Source organism: Streptomyces polygonati, from assembly GCF_042650325.1.
Lineage (GTDB): Bacteria > Actinomycetota > Actinomycetes > Streptomycetales > Streptomycetaceae > Actinacidiphila > Actinacidiphila polygonati.
On record NZ_JBHSBB010000009.1, the window covers coordinates 168257 to 188386 of the forward strand.

The 20130-nt window shown below is 74.5% G+C and carries 17 protein-coding genes; 12 read left to right on the top strand and 5 right to left on the bottom strand.

Translation table 11 applies throughout. The features are described from left to right. Positions 1-51 precede the first annotated feature (51 nt). Complete coding sequence (locus tag ACFO3J_RS10900) at positions 52-1056, top strand: aldo/keto reductase family protein (RefSeq protein ID WP_386428560.1); 1005 nt, start codon at positions 52-54, stop codon at positions 1054-1056. Between the two features lie 10 nt (positions 1057-1066). Further along, positions 1067-1753 (top strand): phosphatase PAP2 family protein, encoded by a 687-nt coding sequence (locus tag ACFO3J_RS10905; protein WP_386428562.1) that lies wholly within the window; start codon positions 1067-1069, stop codon positions 1751-1753. A 48-nt stretch (positions 1754-1801) separates the two neighbouring features. On the opposite strand, the gene ACFO3J_RS10910 is transcribed toward ACFO3J_RS10905, so the two are convergent. Further along, the gene (locus ACFO3J_RS10910; RefSeq protein ID WP_386428564.1) at positions 1802-3040 is read right to left on the bottom strand and encodes a transglycosylase family protein; all 1239 of its coding nucleotides are present in this window, start codon (positions 3038-3040) and stop codon (positions 1802-1804) included. Positions 3041-3240: 200 nt separating this feature from the next. Here ACFO3J_RS10910 and ACFO3J_RS10915 point away from each other — a divergent pair, with 200 nt between their 5' ends. The 6 genes from ACFO3J_RS10915 (at position 3241) to rho (ending at position 11991) form a co-directional block, all read left to right on the top strand. Continuing rightward, positions 3241-4242, top strand: a complete 1002-nt coding sequence (locus ACFO3J_RS10915; RefSeq protein ID WP_386428566.1) for an LLM class flavin-dependent oxidoreductase — start codon at positions 3241-3243, stop codon at positions 4240-4242. A 21-nt stretch (positions 4243-4263) separates the two neighbouring features. Further along, the gene (locus ACFO3J_RS10920) at positions 4264-5109 is read left to right on the top strand and encodes an MBL fold metallo-hydrolase (protein ID WP_386428568.1); all 846 of its coding nucleotides are present in this window, start codon (positions 4264-4266) and stop codon (positions 5107-5109) included. A gap of 212 nt (positions 5110-5321) precedes the next feature. After that, positions 5322-6581, top strand: coding sequence for a D-alanyl-D-alanine carboxypeptidase family protein (locus ACFO3J_RS10925; protein ID WP_386428571.1), 1260 nt, complete (start codon positions 5322-5324; stop codon positions 6579-6581). A 74-nt stretch (positions 6582-6655) separates the two neighbouring features. Next, a complete protein-coding gene (locus ACFO3J_RS10930) occupies positions 6656-8197 on the top strand; it encodes an SDR family oxidoreductase (RefSeq protein WP_386429184.1) in 1542 nt (513 codons plus the stop codon). Positions 8198-8353: 156 nt separating this feature from the next. Beyond that, on the top strand, positions 8354-10534 hold the full coding sequence (locus ACFO3J_RS10935; protein ID WP_386428574.1) for a restriction endonuclease: 2181 nt from the start codon (positions 8354-8356) through the stop codon (positions 10532-10534). A 311-nt stretch (positions 10535-10845) separates the two neighbouring features. Then, a complete protein-coding gene (rho, locus tag ACFO3J_RS10940) occupies positions 10846-11991 on the top strand; it encodes a transcription termination factor Rho (protein WP_386428576.1) in 1146 nt (381 codons plus the stop codon). Positions 11992-12061: 70 nt separating this feature from the next. Here the strand turns inward: rho and ACFO3J_RS10945 are convergent, their stop codons facing one another. Next, on the bottom strand, positions 12062-13078 hold the full coding sequence (locus ACFO3J_RS10945; RefSeq protein ID WP_386428578.1) for a GNAT family N-acetyltransferase: 1017 nt from the start codon (positions 13076-13078) through the stop codon (positions 12062-12064). A gap of 94 nt (positions 13079-13172) precedes the next feature. Then, positions 13173-13799, bottom strand: coding sequence for a uridine kinase (locus tag ACFO3J_RS10950; protein ID WP_386428579.1), 627 nt, complete (start codon positions 13797-13799; stop codon positions 13173-13175). 305 nt (positions 13800-14104) lie between these two features. Here ACFO3J_RS10950 and ACFO3J_RS10955 point away from each other — a divergent pair, with 305 nt between their 5' ends. Both ACFO3J_RS10955 and ACFO3J_RS10960 read left to right on the top strand, forming a co-directional pair. Then, positions 14105-14299: a hypothetical protein gene (locus tag ACFO3J_RS10955; protein ID WP_386429185.1), complete on the top strand. Its 195-nt coding sequence runs from the start codon at positions 14105-14107 to the stop codon at positions 14297-14299. A gap of 118 nt (positions 14300-14417) precedes the next feature. Then, a complete protein-coding gene (locus ACFO3J_RS10960; protein ID WP_386428581.1) occupies positions 14418-16028 on the top strand; it encodes a hypothetical protein in 1611 nt (536 codons plus the stop codon). Positions 16029-16080: 52 nt separating this feature from the next. Here ACFO3J_RS10960 and yczR read toward each other — a convergent pair whose 3' ends face one another. Then, on the bottom strand, positions 16081-17568 hold the full coding sequence (yczR, locus tag ACFO3J_RS10965) for a MocR-like transcription factor YczR (RefSeq protein ID WP_386428583.1): 1488 nt from the start codon (positions 17566-17568) through the stop codon (positions 16081-16083). A gap of 398 nt (positions 17569-17966) precedes the next feature. On the opposite strand from yczR, the gene ACFO3J_RS10970 reads away from it, so the two are divergent. After that, positions 17967-18341: an RNA polymerase-binding protein RbpA gene (locus tag ACFO3J_RS10970; RefSeq protein WP_386428585.1), complete on the top strand. Its 375-nt coding sequence runs from the start codon at positions 17967-17969 to the stop codon at positions 18339-18341. A gap of 168 nt (positions 18342-18509) precedes the next feature. Here ACFO3J_RS10970 and fxsA read toward each other — a convergent pair whose 3' ends face one another. Next, the gene (gene fxsA / locus ACFO3J_RS10975) at positions 18510-19166 is read right to left on the bottom strand and encodes an FxsA family membrane protein (protein ID WP_386428587.1); all 657 of its coding nucleotides are present in this window, start codon (positions 19164-19166) and stop codon (positions 18510-18512) included. A 67-nt stretch (positions 19167-19233) separates the two neighbouring features. Here fxsA and ACFO3J_RS10980 point away from each other — a divergent pair, with 67 nt between their 5' ends. After that, positions 19234-20124 (top strand): hypothetical protein, encoded by an 891-nt coding sequence (locus tag ACFO3J_RS10980; protein ID WP_386428588.1) that lies wholly within the window; start codon positions 19234-19236, stop codon positions 20122-20124. Positions 20125-20130: the final 6 nt, after the last annotated feature.

Sequence of the window (20130 nt, forward strand, 5' to 3'; positions counted from 1 at the left end):
CGCGTTCGTACCCTCGCTAAGCGCCGGGGTGACGATCTAGAGTCAGGCACCATGGACTATCGTCACCTCGGCCGCAGCGGCCTGATCATCAGTGAGATCGCTTACGGAAACTGGCTCACCCACGGCTCCCAGGTCGAGGAGGACGCCGCCGCCGCGTGTGTCGGCGCGGCGCTCGAATCGGGGATAACCAGCTTCGACACCGCGGACGTCTACGCGCAGACCCGCGCCGAGTCGGTACTCGGCAGGGCGCTGAAGGGCGAACGCCGCGAAGGTCTGGAGATCTTCACCAAGGTCTTCTGGCCCACAGGCCCCGGTCACAACGACCGGGGCCTGTCGCGCAAGCACATCATGGAGTCCATCAACGGCTCGCTGCGCCGGCTGCAGACGGACTACGTGGATCTCTACCAGGCGCACCGCTACGACCTGTTCACGCCGCTGGAGGAGACGATGGAGGCCTTCGCCGACATCGTGCACGCCGGCAAGGCGCACTACATAGGCGTCTCGGAGTGGACCGCGGACCAGATACGCAGGGCCCACGGCCTGGCCCGCGAGCTGCGTGTCCCGCTGGTCTCCAACCAGCCGCAGTACTCGGCGCTGTGGCGGATCATCGAGGGCGAGGTCGTTCCCACCTGTGAGGAACTCGGCCTGGGCCAGGTGGTGTTCTCGCCGATCGCGCAGGGAGTGCTGACCGGCAAGTACAAGCCGGGCGAGCAGCCGCCGGAGGGCTCGCGGGCCACCGACGACAAGGGCGGCGCCAATATGATCAGCCGCTTCCTCAAGGACGAACTGCTGGAGCGGGTGCAGCGGCTCCAGCCGCTGGCCGCCGAGGTGGATCTGACGCTGGCCCAGCTGGCGGTGGCCTGGGTGCTGCAGAACCCGAACGTGTCGGCGGCGATTGTCGGCGCGTCCAGCCCGCAGCAGGTCAAGGAGAACGCCAAGGCCGCCGGGGTGAAGCTCGACGCCGATCTGATGGGGCGGATCGAGGAGATCCTGGAGCCGGTGGCGGTCACCGACCCCAAGCGCGTCTACGACAACGTTCCGACCCAGCGGCCGTAAGCTCGGCCGTGTGCTTCGCAGGGCGGCAGCCGGGTCGGCCGGAGTCCGGTGGCCCCGGCTGCTGCTCCCGGCCTGCTGCGGCGCGGGCTTCGCGGCGCTGGCCGGGGTGGTGCTCACCAAGCAGGGCTCGCCGTACGTGTTCGACACGGGGCCGCACGACTGGTCCGTCGCGCACCGGCCGCACGCGGCGGCCACCGCGGTCCGCTACGTCACCGACGCCGGCGCCGGGCCGTTCCCGCCGGTGGCTTCGGCGGTCGGCGGCTGGCTGGCCGGTGGCCGCGGTGCCCGGCGCCAGGCGGTGGCGGCCGCGCTCGCGCTGCTCGTCTTCGTCACCGGCCAGGTGCTGCGGACCGCGGTGATGACGGCCGCGCACCGGGCCCGGCCGCCGGTCGCGGACTGGGCGGTGCACGTCTCCGGCAGCGCCTTCCCGTCCGGCCACACCGCGTCGAGCGCGATGGCCGCGGGCCTGCTCGGCTGGGGCCTGCTGCGGGCCCTGCCCGGCCGCGCGGGCAAGGCCCTGACGGCGGTGGGCGTGACGGTCGCGGTGGCGGTGGGCTGCTCGCGGGTCTATCTGGGCGTGCACTGGCCGACCGACGTGCTCGGCGGCTGGCTGCTGGCCGGCTGCTGGCTCGGCCTCACCCTGCCGCCGCTGACCGCCTGGCTGGACACCGGCGGCGGCCCGGGGCGAGGGCCCTGAGGCCCGCCCCCGGACACCCGGCCGGCTCGGCGCCGGCCGGGCCGGACATCAGACGGACACGCCGTGCGCCCGCAGGTAGCGCAGCGGGTCGATGTCGTCGCCGTAGTCGGGTCCGGTGCGCATCTCGAAGTGCAGGTGCGGGCCGGTGGCGTTGCCGGTGGCGCCGGAACGGCCGATCCGCTGGCCTTCGTTGACGTGCTGGCCGACCTTCACCGAGATCTGGGACAGGTGCCCGTACTGGCTGTAATGGCCGTCGGCGTGCTTGATGACGACCTGGTAGCCGTAGGAGCCGCCCCAGCCCGCGGTGACGACCTTGCCGGCCGCGACCGAGTGGACGGAGGTGCCGGTGGAGACCAGGAAGTCCACGCCGGTGTGCAGGCCGCTGGCCCAGCTGCTGCCCGCCGCGTCGTAGGGCGTGCCGATCGGCGCGTGCTCGACCGGCAGGGTGTAGCCGCCGTGCTTGGGTGCGGCGACCGGCTTGGTCTGCCGCTCCAGGGTGCGGGTGCCGCCGGCCGGCCCGGCCGCGGGCTTGGCCTTCGGGGCCGCCTTCACCGAGGGCTTCGGGGCCGCCTTGGGCGGCGCGGTGAGCGCCAGGTGCTGGCCGGGGAGGATCAGATCGGGGTCGCCGCCGATGACGGCGCGGTTGTCGGCGTAGAGCTGCGGCCAGCCGCCGTGGACCCGCTCCTCGGTCGCGATGCCGGACAGGGTGTCCCCCGCGGCGACGGTGTAGCGGTCGTGTCCGGCGCCGGGGTGCGCCGCCTTCGCCGGTGTTTTCGCGGTGTGCTGGGCCGCGGGCGCGGGCTTCGCGGTGTGCTGCGCGGCCTGCTTCGCGGTGTGCTGGACGGCGGCCGGCTTGGGCTTCGCCGGGTGGGTCGGTATGCGGACGACGTGCGAGGCGGACGCCGCCTCCCGGGTGAGCCCCGCCGACACCGAGCAGACCGGCCAGGCGCCGGGGCCCTGGCTGCGCAGCACCTTCTCGGCCACCGCGATCTGCTGGTTCTTCGTGGCGAGGTCGGCGCGCGGCGCGTAGGCGCTGCCGCCGAAGGACTTCCAGGTGCTGGAGGCGAACTGCAGCCCGCCGTAGAAGCCGTTGCCGGTGTTGGTGTTCCAGTTGCCGGAGGACTCGCAGCTGGCGACCTTGTCCCAAACACTCGCGCCGGAGGCGGCGTGCGCGCTGGTCAGTCCGATCAGCGGGAGGGCGAGTCCGGCGCCACCCGCGGTGACGGTCAGTGAGGCTTGGGAGACCCGGTTCGGGCGGTAACGGCGGTGGCGTCCGCGTAAAGGCATGGCAGCTGTCCTCTCCGGTGGCCGGGCGCGCCAAAGATAGGCCCCCCGCCGACCCCGCCACAAGAGTGCCCGCACCGGCACAGGTCGGACAGGAACGGGCCCCGCGGGCGAGCGCCGGGCGCCGCCCCCGAAAGGGCCTGCTGGAGGCCCCGGCGGGCCGACGCGGGGAATCTCCGGGCGCGTGGGGCGTTGGAAAAGAGGTGAGTTCCGTACTGCGTGACACCCCCTTCTCCGTCCTCGACCGGTCCCGGGTCCGCGAGGGCGAGGACCCCTCGCGGGCACTGCGCGACACGGTCTCCTTCGCGCGGGAGGCCGAGACGCTCGGCTACCACCGGTTCTGGGTCTCCGAGCACCACAGCGTGCCCGGGGTGGCCGGCTCCGCGCCCACCGTGCTGGCCGGCGCGATCGCCGGCGCGACCGGCTCGATCAGGGTCGGCACCGGCGGGGTGATGCTGCCGAACCACCGGCCGCTGGTGGTCGCCGAGCAGTTCGGGGTGCTGGAGGCGCTGTACCCGGGCCGGATCGACATGGGTCTGGGCCGCTCGGTGGGCTTCACCGGCGGCATCCGCAAGGCGCTGGGCCACGGCAAGGAGGCGGCGGACGCCTTCGACGAGCAGCTGACCGAGCTGCTGGGGTGGTTCACCGGCACCCAGCGGACGTATCCGCAGGTGCACGCGCTGCCCGCCGAGGGGCTGCGCCCGGCACCCTTCCTGCTGGCGGTCGGCAGCGGGGCGGACCTGGCCGCCGCGCGGGGGCTGCCGCTGGTGATCGGCGGCATCCGCGGCGAGGACGCGATGCTGCGGGCGGTGGACCGCTACCGCGCCGCCTTCCGCCCCTCCCTCTGGGCCGCGCGGCCGTATGTGGTGATCTCCGGCACCGTCGCGGTCGCCGCCGACGGTGAGCGGGCCCGCCGGCTGCTCACCTCTGAGGCCTGGTCGGCCGCGTACTCCCGCACCCACGGGGTCTTCCCGCCGCTGGCGTCGTACGAGTCGATCGCCGGGCGCCAGATGAGCGGGCCGGAGCGCGAGCGCTTCGAGGAGGCGATGACCGGGCAGTTGCACGGTCCGCCCGAGGACGTGGCCAAGGCGCTGGAGTCGCTGCTGACCCGCAGCGCCGCCGATGAGTTCATGGTCACCACCAGCGGCTACGACCGCGCTGAGCTGCTGGATTCCTACCGGCTCCTCGCAGGGATGCGGGCCTGAGCCCGCGGGTAGGGTCGTCGGATGAGGCAACGACAGCGGGGCGGGCTCGATGTGCGCTGGCACGCCGGATGGCCTTCGGCCAAGCACGATCCGGCGCCGGACATCCAGGTGCATGTCTACGACGAGAGCACCCTGATCCTGCGGCAGAACATGTCGGTGCACTTCGAGGCGCCGTTCCTGTTCCTGCTGCTGGGCGAGCGGCGGGCGCTGCTGCTGGACACCGGCGCCACCGCGGACCCGGCGCACTTCCCGCTGCGGCGGGTGGTCGACGAGGAAGTGGCGCGGTGGCTGGAACTGCACCCGTGTCCTTCGTACGGCCTGGTGGTCGCGCACACCCACGGGCACCGGGACCACACCGCCGCCGACGGGCAGTTCGCGGACCGGCCGCACACGGTGACCGTCGGGCGCGGGCTGGGCGCGGTCACCTCCTTCTTCGGGCTGCCCCGCTGGCCGGAGGGGGTCGCGTCGCTGGACCTGGGCGGCCGGGTGCTGGACGTCATCCCCGGTCCCGGGCACGAGCCGGCCGCCGCGGTGTTCCACGACCGGCGCACCGGGATGCTGTTCACCGGCGACACCCTCTACCCGGGGCACCTCTACGTCCAGGACGTGGCCGCGTACACCGCGACCGTGGACCGGCTGCTGGCCTTCTGCGAGCGCCACCCGGTCACCCAGCTGCTGGGCTGCCACATCGAGATGACCACCACCCCAGGGGACGACTACCCGCGGGGCACCACCCACCAGCCGGACGAGCCGCCGCTGGAGATGAACCCGGGCCATCTGCGCGCCCTGCGCCGGGCCCTGACCGAGACCGCGGGCCGGCCCGGCACCCATCGCTACGCGGACTTCCTGCTGCACATCGAGGAATGACGGCGCGCAGTGGCAGCGAGGACCGGCCGCGCGGAGTGACGGGGCGTCGGGGTACCTGACGGCGACCGGGACCGGGGGGTGACGAAGCGTCGGCCCGCCGGGTGACGGTTCGTCGGCGCCGGGCGGGCGGTGTCACCCGCAGGCGCCGCCGGCTCATCCGGATGGGCCTTTCCGCCGTGCCGGTGCGGCGCGAACACCCCAGCGTGGGCGACATGACTGCCTCGCCTCCCCCGCTCCCGCGTCCCTCCCGGGTCCGTCCCCGCGTCAGGCCCGCCCGGGCGGCCGGCGCGATCGCCGCGGCCTGCTGCCTGACGGCGCTGGCCGCGCTGCCCGCCGCGGCCTCCTCCGGCGGGGGGCAGGGCTCGTCCGGCTCGGACGCCCGGGTCGCGCCCGGCGGTTCCCTGCTGTCGGAGCCCGGCGTGCAGGTACGGCCGCACGCCGGGGTGCCCGGGCTGCCGTCCGGCCTGTCCGCGCTGTCCTGGACGGTGTCCGACGCCCGGACCGGGCAGGTGCTGGCCGCGAAGGACGCGCACCGCCGGCTGCCGCCCGCCTCCACGCTCAAGACGCTGTTCGCCGACACCGTGCTGCCCCGCCTGCCGCGCGAGGCCACCCACAAGGTCACCGACTCGGATCTGGCCGACCTGGGCGAGGGAAGCAGTCTGGTCGGGGTCCAGGCCGGGCAGACGTACACCGTCGCCGACCTGTGGCGCGGTGTCTTCCTCAGCTCCGGCAACGACGCGGTGCACGTCCTGGCCCATATGAACGGCTCGGTGGCCAGGACGGTGGCCCAGATGCAGGCCAAGGCCGAGATGCTCGGCGCCGACGACACGCATGTGGTCACCCCGGACGGCTACGACGAGCCGGGCCAGGTCTCCTCCGCCTATGACCTGGCGGTCTTCGGCCGGGCCGGGCTGGCCGACCACGACTTCGCGGAGTACGTCTCGACGGCGACCGCGCAGTTCCCCGGCGGCTACGACGCGCACGGCACGTATGTGAAGTCCTTCGGCATCCGGAACACCAACCGGCTGCTGACCGGCGCCGACGGGGTCACGCCCTACCGCGGGCTCATCGGGGTGAAGAACGGCTACACCACCAACGCCGGCAACACCTTGGTCGCGGCGGCGCGCCGGGGCAGCCGTACGCTGATCGTCACCGTGATGAATCCGCAGTCCGGGCTGCCGCAGGCGGTCTACCACGAGGCGTCGAGCCTGCTGGACTGGGGATTCGCGGCGGCCGGCCGCACCACTTCGGTCGGCACCCTCAACGCGGCCCGCCCGGCCGGCCTGCGCACCGGGCCGCCGCCGGCCGCCGCGCACACGCCCACCGCTCCCCCGGCCACCGAGCCCCCGTCCGCGCACAATCAGGCCGCCGACGGCTCGCCGACCGCGTGGTTCGTCGGCGGCGGGCTGGCCGTGGCGGCGGTCGTGTCGGTGCTGGTGCTGCGCCGGCGCGCGTCGGTCAGGCCCCGGTGAGCGCGCGGCCCCGCGACCGGGCGGGCGAGGAGCCGGACGCCGGAGCGGGCCCCGCGGGCGGCGGGCAGCTCTGCCTGGTGACCGGCGCCACCGGCTACATCGGCGGCCGGCTCGTCCCCGAGCTCCTCGCCGCGGGATACCGGGTGCGCTGCGCCGCCCGCTCCCCCGGCAAGCTCCGCGACCATCCGTGGGCGGGCCGGGTGGAGACGGTCAGCTCCGACGCGCTGGACCCCGGGTCGGTCGGGGAGGCGATGCGCGGCGTCGACATCGCCTACTACCTGGTGCACGCCCTCGGCAGCGGCCACGACTTCGAGCGGACCGACCGCGAGGCGGCGCGGATCTTCGGCGAGCAGGCGCGGGCGGCGGGCGTACGCCGGATCGTCTATCTCGGCGGCCTCACCCCGGCCGCGGTGCCCGTACGGGAACTGTCGCCGCATCTGCGGTCCCGGACCGAGGTGGGCCGCATCCTGCTGAACTCCGGGGTGCCGGCCGCGGTGCTGCGGGCCGCGATCATCATCGGCTCCGGTTCGGCGTCGTTCGAGATGCTGCGCTATCTCACCGAGCGGCTGCCGGTGATGGTCACCCCGAGCTGGGTGCGCACCCGGATCCAGCCGATCGGTGTCCGCGACGTGCTGCGCTATCTGGTCGGCAGCGCCGGGCTGCCCGCCGAGGTCAGCCGCACCTTCGACATCGGCGGCCCGGACGTGGTCACCTACCGCGACATGATGCGGCGGTACGCGGTGGTGGCCGGCCTCAACCCGCGGCTGATCGTGCCGGTGCCGGTGCTCACCCCGAGCCTGTCGAGCCACTGGGTCGGCCTGGTCACCCCGGTCCCGGCCTCGATCGCCCGCCCGCTGGCCGAGTCGCTGCGCCACGAAGTGATCTGCGCCGAGCACGACATCGCCGCCTACGTACCCGACCCGCCCGGCCGTCCGGTCGGCATCGACCAGGCCCTGACCCTGGCGCTGCGGCGGGTCAGCGACTCCCAGGTGGCCACCCGCTGGTCGTCGGCGGCGGTCCCCGGCGCCCCCAGCGACCCGCTGCCCACCGACCCGGACTGGGCCGGCGGCAGTCTCTACACCGATGTGCGCGAGCTGTACGTCAGATGCTCGCCGCAGGCCGTGTGGCGGGTGGTGGAGGGCATCGGGGGCGAGCACGGCTGGTACTCCCTGCCGCTGGCCTGGTCGGTACGCGGTGGGCTGGACCGGCTGGTGGGCGGTGTCGGGCTGCGCCGGGGGCGCCGCGACGCCCAGCACCTGCGGGTCGGTGACTCGCTGGACTTCTGGCGGGTGGAGGAGATCCGGCCGGGCCGGCTGCTGCGGCTGCGCGCGGAGATGCGGCTGCCGGGGCTGGCCTGGCTGGAGATGTGTGTGGCACCCGGCGATGTGCCCGGCGTGACCCACTACCGCCAGCGCGCCATCTTCCATCCGCGCGGTCTGATGGGGCACGCCTACTGGTGGAGCGTGTCGCCCTTCCACGCGGCGGTCTTCGGCGGCATGGCCCGCAACATCGCGGCGGTCGCGGTGCGCGAGGAGCGGTCCGCCCATCCGGCCCAGGACCCCGACCGGCCGCCGCTGCCCCGCCGCAAGCCGGGACCGGGGGCCGCCGGCCGGTGAGGCGCCGGGCCGGGCTTGCGGCGGGGCGCCGGCGTCCGAGGGGGCGGTGCGCTCGAAGCGCTGACGTGGCGCGTAATGTCGGCAGTACGCTCTGTTGTCCCGAGGCCATCACCGGCCGGGGACCGGGGAGTTCGTCGTGAGGGAGCCGTCTGCGTCATGAGCCGTCGTTCGACCGGTCCGGTGTCCGCGTGGGCCGAGGCACAGCGGCAGAGGCAACGGCAGGTGGAGACACAGAACCGGTCGCACGCCCAGCAGCAGCGTGAGGCGGAGCGGCGCCAACGGGCCGCCGAGCGCGCGCAGTCCGCCAACCGGCGCGAGGAGCAGGCGGAGTACCGCCGCCGCCGGGAAGCGGACGCGGCCCGGCGTACCGACGAACTCGACGGCAGGATGGCCGAGTTGGGCGGGCTGCTGCGGGCGGGCTGCGGAGCGCCGGCGTTCTCGCCCGACGCGCTGCTGGCCTCCGAGGAGTTGGAGCCCTTCGCGCCGGGCCGGCTGGCGGAGCCGGTGGCGATGCCCAGGGCCGAGCTGTATCTCCCGGCGCAGCGCTCCGGCTGGGGCCTCGGATCCGGTGCCCGGGCGCAGGAGCAGGCGGCGCGGGCGCGCTACGAGAGCGATCTGCGCGCCGCGCAGGGCGCCGAGGCCCGGCGGCAGCAGCAACTGGCGGCCTACCGCGAGCAGTACGCGCAGTGGGCGGACGAGCGGCTGGCCCAGGTCCGGCGGCACAACGCCGAGGTCGGCAGGACCATGGCGGCGCTGCGGCGGGGCGAACCGACCGCGGTCGTGGAGTACTTGACGGCCGCGCTCTACGCCTCCCCGGTGTGGCCCGAGGGTCTCCCCCGCCAGGTGTCGGCCTCCTTCGAACCCCCGGAGCGGCGCCTGCTGCTCAACTGGGAGCTGCCGCCCTTCGCGGTGGTCCCGGAGATCTCGCTGGTGCGCTTCATGCCCGGGTCCGGCCGGGACAAGGAGGTGGCCAGGCCGGTCACCGAGCGGCGCGGCGCCTACCGCGACCTGCTGGCCCAGTGCCTGCTGCTGGTGCTGCGCGAGGTGTTCGGCGCCGACCGGTTCGCACTGCTGGACTCGGTGGTGCTCAACGGCTTCGTGGACGACATCGATCCGGCCACCGGGCACCGCACACCGGTGTTCCTCGGCACGGTCGCGGTGTCGCGCGCCGACTTCGAGGCGGTGAACCTGGCCGCGGTGGACGCCGCGGACTGCCTGGTCGAGGGCCTGGGCGGGCAGCTGTCCGCGCGGCCCGACCGGCGGCTGGCGGTGCCGCCGGCCCGGCTGCCGGGCAGCGCGGGCCGCGCGGTGGTCTCGCACGGCGGCGAGGACGCGGGCGACGAGCCGGATCTGCTGGTGATGGACCCGCTGGAGTTCGAGGAACTGGTCGCCGAGCTGTTCCGGGCGATGGGCATGCAGGCGGTCACCACGGTCCGCTCCGGCGACGGCGGGGTGGACGTGGACGCGCTCGACCCCGATCCGATCCGCGGCGGGAAGATCGCGGTGCAGGTCAAGCGCTACCGCAGGACCGTCCCGCCGACCGCGGTCCGGGACCTGTACGGCACGGTGCAGAGCATCGGCGCCAACAAGGGCGTGCTGGTCACCACGTCGGGCTTCGGCCGCAGTTCGTACGTCTTCGTCAGCGGCAAGCCGATGACGCTGGTGTCGGGTACGGAGCTGGTGGATCTGCTGCACCAGTACGGGCTGCGCGGCCGGCTCGGTCCCGCCGAGCGAGGTCCGGCGGCGGGAACGGTGGCGGGTTCGGCGGCGGACGCGCGCGGGGGCGCGGGCGACCGGGGCTTCGGCTCCGACGGTCCCGGCGAGAACGACGATGAGGAGGAGCAGCCCGACGCGAGCGTGCTGGGCATGTGGTGGGCGGGCCGGGTGCGCCTCGATGTGTGCGCGCTGGTCTGCGCGGGCGGCCGGGCGCTGGGCGACGACTCCTTCGTGTTCTACAACAACCCGCGCACCCCGGACGGCACGGTGCGGATGATGCCGGCGCTGGGCGAGGACAAGGCGGCGATCTGGGTGAGCTTCGACCGGCTGCCGGCCGCGGCGGACCGGGTGGTGCTGGTGGCGGCGATCGATCCGGAGGCCGATCCCGACGCCGACCTGTCCGGTTTCACCGACGCCAGGATCCGGCTGACCGACCCGGCGGGCACCGAGGCCGGCCGGCTGGAGGTGTCCGACGGGCGGCCCGGCGAGACCGCCCTCGTCCTCGGCTCGTTCCGCAGACGGCCGGGCGGCGACTGGGACTTCGTCCCCGGCGGGAAGGGTTACGCCGGCCCGGACGGACTGCTGAACCTGGTCCAGGAGCACGGCATCGAGGTGGATTGATCGGGGGCTGCGCGAGGCCGGGCGGGGCCGGGCGGGCCCCGTGCTACACTGCGAGCAGGGACTCACAGTCCGTGCCCTTCTGAGGCGCCTGTCCCTGGTTTTCCGGAGGTCCGCTCGGATCTCCCCGCTCAGGTTCTCTTTCCCCCGCGTCGGCTGGTCGCTGTCGGCCTTCCGGTGCTTTCTCGCGGTACGTGGAGCGTGACGGATCCGCTCGCACCGCATTCCCCCGTGTGCGCTTTTCCCTTCTTCCCCTCGACCCGCCCGGCCTTCGTCGGACGGCTCGACCTCCGTCCTCGAAAGGACGACGATTCATGACCGACATTCTCGAACACCCGCGGGCACAGCGGGAGTCGGCACCCACCCGTGTCGTGGGCGTCTTCGACGCCAGCGGCGGCCAGGGCGGCCGGCTGCGTGGTTCCGGGTGGCTCGCCGCACCCGACGACATCCAGGTGTCCCCGGCACAGATCCGTAAAGCGGGCCTGCGCAAGGGGGACTTGGTGGAAGGGGTGACCGGCAGCCCCGGCACCCTCGGTGAGGTACGGCTGGTCAACGGGCGGCCGCCCGGTGGCGATCGGCGGAACTTCGCCGATCTGACCCCGCTGCACCCCCGGGAGCGGCTGCGGCTGGAGAGCGGGCTGCTCAAGGGCTCGGGCGCGGCGGCCGGCCGGATCATCGACTTGATGGCACCGGTCGGCAAGGGCCAGCGCGGGCTGATCGTGGCGCCGCCGAAGGCCGGCAAGACCGTGCTGCTGCAGAGCGCCGCGGCAGCGATCGCCGCCAACCACCCGGAGTGCCATCTGATGGTGGTGCTGCTCGACGAGCGCCCCGAGGAGGTCACCGACATGCGGCGCAGTGTGCGCGGCGAGGTGATCTCCTCGACCTTCGACCAGCCGGCCAAGCAGCACATCGCGGTCGCCGAGCTGGCGGTGGAGCGGGCCAAGCGGCTGGTGGAGCAGGGGCTGGACGTGGTGATCCTGCTGGACTCGCTGACCCGGCTGTGCCGGGCGCACAACACGGCCGCCGCCAGCAGCGGCCGCACCCTGTCCGGCGGTGTGGACGCGGCGGCGCTGCTCGGCCCGAAGCGGCTGTTCGGCGCGGCGCGGCTGGCCGAGGAGGGCGGTTCGCTCACCATCCTGGCCACCGCCCTGGTGGACACCGGTTCGCGGGCGGACAACTTCTACTACGAGGAGCTCAAGGGCACCGGCAACATGGAACTGCACCTGGACCGCGCGCTCGCCGAGCGGCGCGTCTTCCCCGCGATCGACGTGCTGACCTCGGGCACCCGCCGCGAGGAGCTGCTGCTCCCGGCCGGCGAGCTCTCGGTGGTACGCGGCCTGCGCCAGGCGCTGAACGGCCGCGACTCCCAGTCCGGCCTCGAAGTGCTGCTGGAGCGGATCCGGCAGACCCCGGACAACACGGCCTTCCTGCGCCAGATCCAGAGCACCCTCCCGGCCTGAGCCCCGCCGGACGCCGCGGGACCCGCCCTACGGGCGGACGGCGCTATTTGCGCTATTTGTCAGACACGGCCTAGTACGTCCCCGGTGTTCCGCCGATGCGGGCGTCGAGGGTGCGGCTGAGGCGGTAGGCCACCGGGCGGAAGCCGAAGGCCGGCCAGTGGCCGGCGGCGGACAGGGAGGCGGACGGCCAGCGGGCCGACATGTAGCGGTGCCCGTTGTCGTAGGCCCAGGCCAGGGCGGTGGCCAGCAGCACCCGGCTGATGCCCTCGCCGCGCGCGGCGGGTGTCACATAGGCCTCGGCGAGCTCGACGCAGGATTCCGGGATCACCGGGTCCGGGACCGCCGGCTGGAGCAGCACCATGCCGATCTCCTCGCCCCGGCGGGAGGCGATCCAGGCGCCGCAGCGCGGGTCGCCGAGCGAATCCGCGTAGCGCAGCCGGAGCGCGGCCAGCGCACCCTCGGGCTGCGGCTGGAAGACCCCGGACTCGCGCTGGCGGCGGGACGACTCGGCGGCCATCCGGCCGATCTGCGGCAGGTCGCCGGGGCCCGCCCGCCGGATGCCGAGCCCTTCGACGCCGCGGGGCTGGCGGCCGCGCGGTCGGACGGCCATCAGCCCGTGCACCAGCTCGCGGCCGAAGCCCAGGTCGGACCAGGGCGCGGTGGCCGTCTCGCCGGCCGGCACCCACGCGTAGTGCACCAGGCGCCGGTCGTCGACCAGCCGGGCGGCGACCCGTACGTAGAGCGCGCGCAGCACCTCGCTCTCCCGGCCGGAGGGAAGCGCGTGGCCGCCGTGCGGGACCAGTGCGGAGCGCGGGTGGCTGCGCAGCGCGGCCGGGTCGTCGGCGCTCAGGTCGACCGGGATCGCGGCGAGGTGTCCGATCGGATTGCCGTCGCCGTCCAGGGCGCGGCAGGCCTCCAGGCCGGGAGCGGTCTGCAGCTTGCCGAGCAGTTCCTCGCCCCGCACCGGGCCGTCGGCCAGCCAGGACCGCTGGGAAAGGGGACGGCGGGCGCGGGTGAACCAGCGGTCGTACCGCTGTGCGGCCTCGGGTATGTGCTCGGTGGTCAGCGGCGCGATGGCGACAGTCATGGTGCTGGTGGACGCTAGTGCCGCACGCGCCCCCTCGGCAAGGCGGGCCCGCGCGGCGGCCGGGTACGGCCCGGGCCCGGCGCCCGACGGGTGGTCAGCCGGTCCAGGCGGGGTGCCGGGGGTCGTCGGCGCGTACCAGGACGTCGGCGGTCTCCTCGGGCAGCGCCTCCCGCGCGTAGCGGTCGTAGGCGGGCAGCGTCCAGCGTTCGCCGTCCGGCGTACGGCGCTCCAACGCGGCGCGGGACAGCCGCAGATGGACGGTCAGGTCCAGCGGGAGGCCCTGGCCGAGCAGCAGCGGCCCGTCCAGCACCAGGACACCGCCGGGCGGCAGCCGGACGTAGTCGGCGCGGGTGGAGCGGTCGGTGGCGGGGTCGCGCAGCGAGGGCAGCGCGCGCCCGGTGCCGCCGGGGCCCAGCGGTTCGAGCACCTCGCGGCGCAGGGCGCCGGTGTCCAGCCAGAGTTGGTAGTAGGCGTCGACGTCCTCGTGGCCGTACTCCAGCCGCAGCGAGGCGGGCCGCCAGAAGGACTCGGCGCTGACCCGCAGCACGGGATGGCCGAGCGCGGGGAGCGCGGCGGCCAGGGCGTCGGCGAGGTCCCCGGTGCCGGCCGCGGGGGCGCCGTCCACCGCGACGCGCCACCAGGGCCCGGGGGACGCGGTGGTGGCGACGCGTTCGGCCAGGGCGTCGGCCAGGCGCGGCCAGGTGATCGGGGTGAGCTGCACGCCGTCCATCCTGCCCGAGGCGGTTCGCGCCGACCGGTCAGGGGCGGCCGGCGGCCGTCCGCCGGGCCGCTCACTCGTTCGGAGGAAGCGGGGGCGGATCCCGGGTGATGGCTCCCCGGACGGCGCCCGGGGCGCCTCCACCGGGCGCGGGGCGCGCACCGCCCCGCGCGGCGACGGTCGCACACTCACTCGACTGGTCGAAATCACCCGACAATCACCCATTTGCCACTGAGCGTGATCCATCACCTTTTGTGAGCCTTGAGGAACTGAAGGTGACCGTCCCCAGCACCCAGGAGAAGAGCCCCATGATTCTGTCCATCTCCGGCGTCGTTCTTCTCGGCGTCATCTGCTTCCTGTTCTTCCGCAAGGACGGCCTGAAGGTGTCGCACATGCTGGTGTGCACCCTCTTCGGCTTCTACCTCGCGGGTTCCGCGATCGCCCCGAGCATCAAGGCGAGCGGACAGAGCCTGGCCAGCCTGATCAGCGGCCTCAAGATCTAGCCGGCCGCTCCCGAAACTCCCCTCATGGGCCCGGCGGCGGTCGACCCGCACCGGGCCCGCAGCCATGATCCGCACCACCGGCCCGAACCACCAGTCCGAACCATCCCATGGAGCACCCGTGGCCAGGCGTCCCCTTCCCAGCATCCTGAGCAGCCGGCCGGCGCTCGTCCGCGGCCGTGAGCTGGCGCGCAACGCCGCCGACGGCGCGACCGACGTGCTCCACCCCGTCATCGTCATCGCCCGGGGCATGCGCCGGCTGACCGCCTGGGCCGGTGGCTGGTGGGGCCGTACTCCCCGGGAGCAGCGCGGGCCGGCCCTGCTGCTGGCCGCCGCGGGGGTCGTCGTCGTGCTGATGATGCCGTACGGCCCGATCCTCGGCGCGGCGGCGCTGGTCGCGTCCGCCGCGTGGATGGGCCGGGACCGGGCCGGCGCCCCCGCCGGGCCCACTGAGGCGGAGGCGGTGCGGCTCCAGTCGCTGTACGAGGCGCTGGTGCCGTATCTGTCCGACCCGGCCGACCCGGCGCCGCTGTACACGCACGACGGCAGCTGGGACAAGGCGTTCAGCTCCCACGAGTTCAAGGACGGCCGGCTGGCACGGCTGCGGCTGCGCTATCCGGCCTACTTCACCGACGGCGAGGCCGACGCGCGGACCCGGATCGAGCAGCTGCTGCACGCCAAGGCCGGGCGGGGCCGGGAGTACCGCTTCGACTGGGACGAGGAGGAGAACCACCTCGCCCTGACCGCCCTGCCGCCGCTGCCGACCGATGTGCTCGCGCAGCGGTTCGTCACCTCACCGAGCGAGACGGTGCTCGGCTTCACCGACGCCGACGCGGTCCGGCGCACCCTGCCGGTCACGGCGGGCGGCGAGACCTACGACGCGCCGCCGGTGGTGTGGCGGACCGGGACGCGCTCGGTCGAGCCGCATCTGCTGGCGCTGGGTCAGCCGGGCACGGGCACGACCAGCCTGCTGCGGTCGATCGCGCTCCAGGCGCTGGTGCACGGGGATGTGGTGGTGGTCGACGGCAGCGGGACGGGCGAGTACGCGTGCCTGGTCGGGCGGCCCGGCGTGCTGGCCGTCGAGGACGGCCTGCTGGGCGCGGCGGCCACGCTGGAGTGGGCCGGGCGCGAGACCGAGCGGCGGCTGATCGCGGTCAACCGGGCCCGGCAGTCCGGTGGTCAGGTGCCCGACGACGTGCGGCGACCGCTGTGGATCCTGGTCGACCGGCCGACCGCGCTCACCCATCTCGCGGTGGCGGAGGGCAGGCCCGACCCCCAGACGCTGCTGGACGTACCGCTGCGGCACGGACGGGCGGCCAACGTCGCGGTCGCGGTGGCCGACCAGCTCGACGCCGCCGAGGCGCTGGCGCCGGTGGTGATCGCCCAGACCCGGGCCCGGGTGGTCCTCGGCTCGCTGGCCCCCGAGCATGTCGCCGCCGTGCTCGGCGCCCCGCAGCGCACCACGCCCGCCGCCGAGGTGCCGCCGGGGCGCGGTTACGCCCGGCTCGGCGCCGGTCCGGTCGTCCGCCTCCAGGTCCCCGCGACGCCCGACCCCTATGACGAGGACACCTCCCCCGCCGACCGTGCGGCGGTGCTCGCGCTGCTGCCGGGCGGGCCCCCGCTGCCGGCGCCGCCGTCCCCCGGCGCCGAGGCGGCCCTCCCCGATCCGGAGAAGGTCGCCCTGCGCAAGGAAGCGGTGGTCCGTACCGTGGCGGACCTCGAACTCGGCTGAGCCATCAGGGGGTTGACCGGCCCGCGGCGGGCGCCCCGGTCGCGGGCCGGCGTCAGGCGACGAACAGGCCGGTGCCCTCGCTGTCGGCGGCGCCGCCGGAGCGGACCAGGTCCGCGGCCCGGGCCAGCCGCGCGGCGGCCTCGGCGGCGAGCGGCCCGCTGACGGTGAAGGGGATGCGGATGTAGGACTCGAAGGCGCCGTCGACGCCGAACCGGGGGCCGGAGGGGACCCGCACCCCGAGTCGTTCACCGGCCACCGCGACCCGGGAGCCGGAGACGTCGCCGGTACGCACCCACATCGTCATACCGCCGCGCGGCACGGTGAAGTCCCAGCCCGGCACATGCCGGCGCAGCGCCGCCGCCAGGTCGTCCCGGCACTCCGCGGCCCGCCGCCGCCGGGCGGCCAGCGCCTGGTCCCAGCCCTCGCCGCGCAGCAGCCACGCCACCGCGAGCTGGTCGACCACCGGCGAACCGAGGTCGAGATAGGCGCGGGCGGAGACCAGGCGGCGCACCACGTCGGGAGTGCCGCGCACCCAGCCGATCCGCAGCCCCGCCCACATCGCCTTGCTCGCCGAGCCGACCGTCATCACGGTGCCGCCGCGGTCGAAGGCGGCCATCGGGCGCACCCCCGACTCCTGCCCGTCCAACACGAGTTCGGCCATCGTCTCGTCGGCGACCACCACCGTGCCGGCCGCCCGGGCCGCCTCCACCAGGTCGCGCCGCTCGTCGTCGCCCACCAGCGTCCCGGTCGGGTTGTGGAAGTCCGGCATGACGTACGCCATCCTGGGCGCCGCGTCCCGCAGCACCCGCCGCCAGGCGTCCATGTCCCAGCCGCCCAGGCCCTCGCGCAGCGCCACCGGCACCAGCCGGGAACCGGTCTCGCGGAAGAGTTCCAGCACATTGGCGTAGCTGGGCGCCTCCACCGCCACCCGCTCCCCGAAGCCGGCCAGCCGCCGGGCGGCGGCGCCGATCGCGCCCATCGCCCCGGTGGTCACCATGATCTGCTCCGGCATCGTGGGCACCCCGCGGGCGGTGTAGCGGTCGGCGATCGCCTCCCGCAGCACCGGCAGGCCGGCCGGGAAGTCGCCGTGGGTGGCGGCGTAGGCGGGGAGTTCGGCCAGCGCGCCCTGCATCGCCCGGGTCAGCCACGGCTCGGGGGCGGGCAGCGCGGCGGTGCCGAGGTCGATCGCCGAGCCGGCCGCGTCCGGCGGCAGCGGCTCCAGGCTGCGCGAGGGCAGCACATGCCCCTCGGGGATGGCGGTCCAGCTGCCGGCGCCGCGCCGCGACCGGGCGAACCCCTCCGCCCGCAGCGCCTCGTACGCCGCCGCGACGGTGGTCCTGCTCACGCGGAGCGCGAGGGCGAGTTCGCGCTCGGCCGGCAGCCGCGCCGCGACCTGGACGCGCCCTTCCAGCACCAGCAGCCGTACGCCGTCGGCCAGCGCGCGGTAGGCGGGGAGCTTGCGGCCCCCGCCGGCCCGCGGTCGCGGTTCGAGGAGCCGGGCCAGCTGCGCCGCGCTCACCGAAGCGGTCCACTGCGACATCGGACTCAGTCCACCTTCCAGGGGATTGGCTGGGGGAATGACGGTGTTGTACAGGCCACAGGGTGTCACGCGGGTTCGTCCGGCCACCAGCGGGACGGCGGGCGCGGCGGCCGGGGCGCGGCGGAAGCGCGGGGCGATTTAGCCCTCGGCGGCGAGGACCGGTAGTGTACGCGGTTGACCCAGTAGCCTGACCGTTACTGCAAGCAAAAGATGCGACGACACCGGGTGACATCTCTGCCCAGATGTGACAAACCGGGCACCGGTGGGTACAAACAGGGCTGACACGACGGGCGACGCATATCCCTCAACGGGAATCTTCACCGCCGACCGGACGTTGACCGGATGACGACGACAGCGACACCTGTCCTGTGGGCGACCAAGCCCGGGAGGCACGATTCATGAGTGAGCGAGCTCTCCGCGGCACGCGACTCGGGGCCACCAGCTACGAGACCGACCGCGGTATCGATCTGGCCCCGCGCCAGACCGTTGAGTACGCATGCCGGAACGGCCATCGATTTGAGATGCCGTTCTCGGTTGAGGCCGAGATTCCGCCGGAGTGGGAGTGCCGCGCATGCGGCCAGACCGCTCTCCTGGTGGACGGAGAGGGCCCGGAGGAGAAGTCCGTCAAACCGGCGCGCACGCACTGGGACATGCTCATGGAGCGGCGCACGCTGGAGGAGCTGGAGGAGGTGCTGGCCGAACGGCTGGCCGTCCTGCGCTCCGGGGCGATGAACATCGCGGTCCATCCGCGAGACAACCGCAAGAGCGCCTGACCCAAGGCCCCGGGCCCGCGAATGGGGTACCCCCGGACGACGTCCGGGGAGGGCCCTCGACACTTCCCGCCCGGCGCGGGAGCGCGCAGCGCTCCCGGGTCGGGCGTTTTGTCGTGCGCGCCGCCGGGGCCCTACCCCATTCGGGCGGAGCCCCGGCCGGCCGGCGGCTCAGTCCCGGTCGTCGCGCCGCCCGCTGTCGCGGCCCTTGTCCCGAGGAGCACGGGGATCGTCGGGGTCGATCACCTCGCCCCGGATGACCTTGCCGTCGGGGCGGTGCATCGTGGCCTGCTCGTCGGCGTCGCGGGCCTGTTGCAGGAGATCGCCGAGGGAGCCGGGCTCCCCCGCAGCGGGCACATGGCGGGCCAGCGAGCGGTCCAGGCCCCTGCCGACCAGCTTCCGGGTCGGCGGGAAGAGCAGCACCAGGGCCACGGCGTCCGAAATGAAGCCCGGGATGATCAGCAGCAGGCCACCGAGCATGTGCAGGCCCGTACGGCTGCCCCCGGGCGGCACCGCGGCGGCCTCCTCGCCCTGCGGGCCCCCCGCCATGCCGGCCGCCCGCTGCTGGCGCTGCACGGTCGCGGTCAGATTCCGCCAGGCACTGCGCCCGGCCCGCTTCATCGCCGCCGCGCCCAGCACCAGACCGGCCAGCAGGCACAGCAGCACGACGAATCCGTTGGTCGCCCGGGCCACCACGACGAGCAGCCAGATCTCCAGCACCGCCCAGAACGCGATCACCAGCGGCACCACGCGGCGGGCCCGCCAGCGCCGCCGTTTCGGCTGGTCGGCCGACGGGGAACGGCCGGGGGGCGGTGTGCTCATCGTCATAGGACAAGTGTGCCGCAGCCGCCTCCCCGGTGGACGCGGACGGTCGCCGGGCGACACGATGACCGACGTGACGCACATCCCCGGGGGCACCCCCGACGGCATCCCCGACGGCACTCCCGACGGCGAGGATGAGCCACCCCGGCGGCCGCCGGCCGGGGTGGCCCCGGAGCGGGAGGGCGACCCACCGCCGGCCGGTCCCCCTGCCGCGGGCGGGGAACAGCTCGGCGACCGCCTGGCCCGGATCGAAGCGCTGCTGCTCAGTCCGACCCGGAGCCAGCTCGCGGGCGCCGGGCAGCGGTTCGTCCCGGCCTGGCGCCGGGCCACCCGCGGGGAGCCGCGCTGGGCGGCCACCGCCGCCATTCTGGTCGTGATGGCGATCCAGCTGACGCTGCCCGGCCGGCTGTCGGTGCAGCCGCGGCTGGTGATGCCCGCCGTCGAATTCGCCCTGCTGATCTGCCTGACCGCGCTGAACCCGCACCGCATCGAACGCCGCTCCGGCGTGTACCGGTTGCTGAGCCTGGTGCTGGCCCTGACCATCGGCGGCGCCAACGCCTACTCCGCGGTCAAGCTGATCTCCGGCCTGATCGGCGGCACCGAAGGGCACTCCGCCGGTTCCCTGCTGCTGACCGGCGGCGGGATCTGGCTGGTCAACGCGGTGATCTTCGCGCTGCTGTACTGGGAACTCGACCGCGGCGGCCCGGCCGCCCGCGCCGCCGGGGAGCACCCGGTACCGGACTTCCTCTTCGTGCAGATGCAGTCACCGGAACTGGCTCCCGCGCACTGGGAGCCGGCCTTCCTGGACTACTTCTACCTGTCCTTCACCAACTCCACGGCCTTCAGCCCCACCGATGTGATGCCGGTGACGCGGACCGCCAAGGCGCTGATGCTGGTGCAGGCGGCGGTGTCCCTGCTCACCGTCGTGCTGGTGGTGGCACGGGCCGTCAACATCCTGAAGTGATGACGG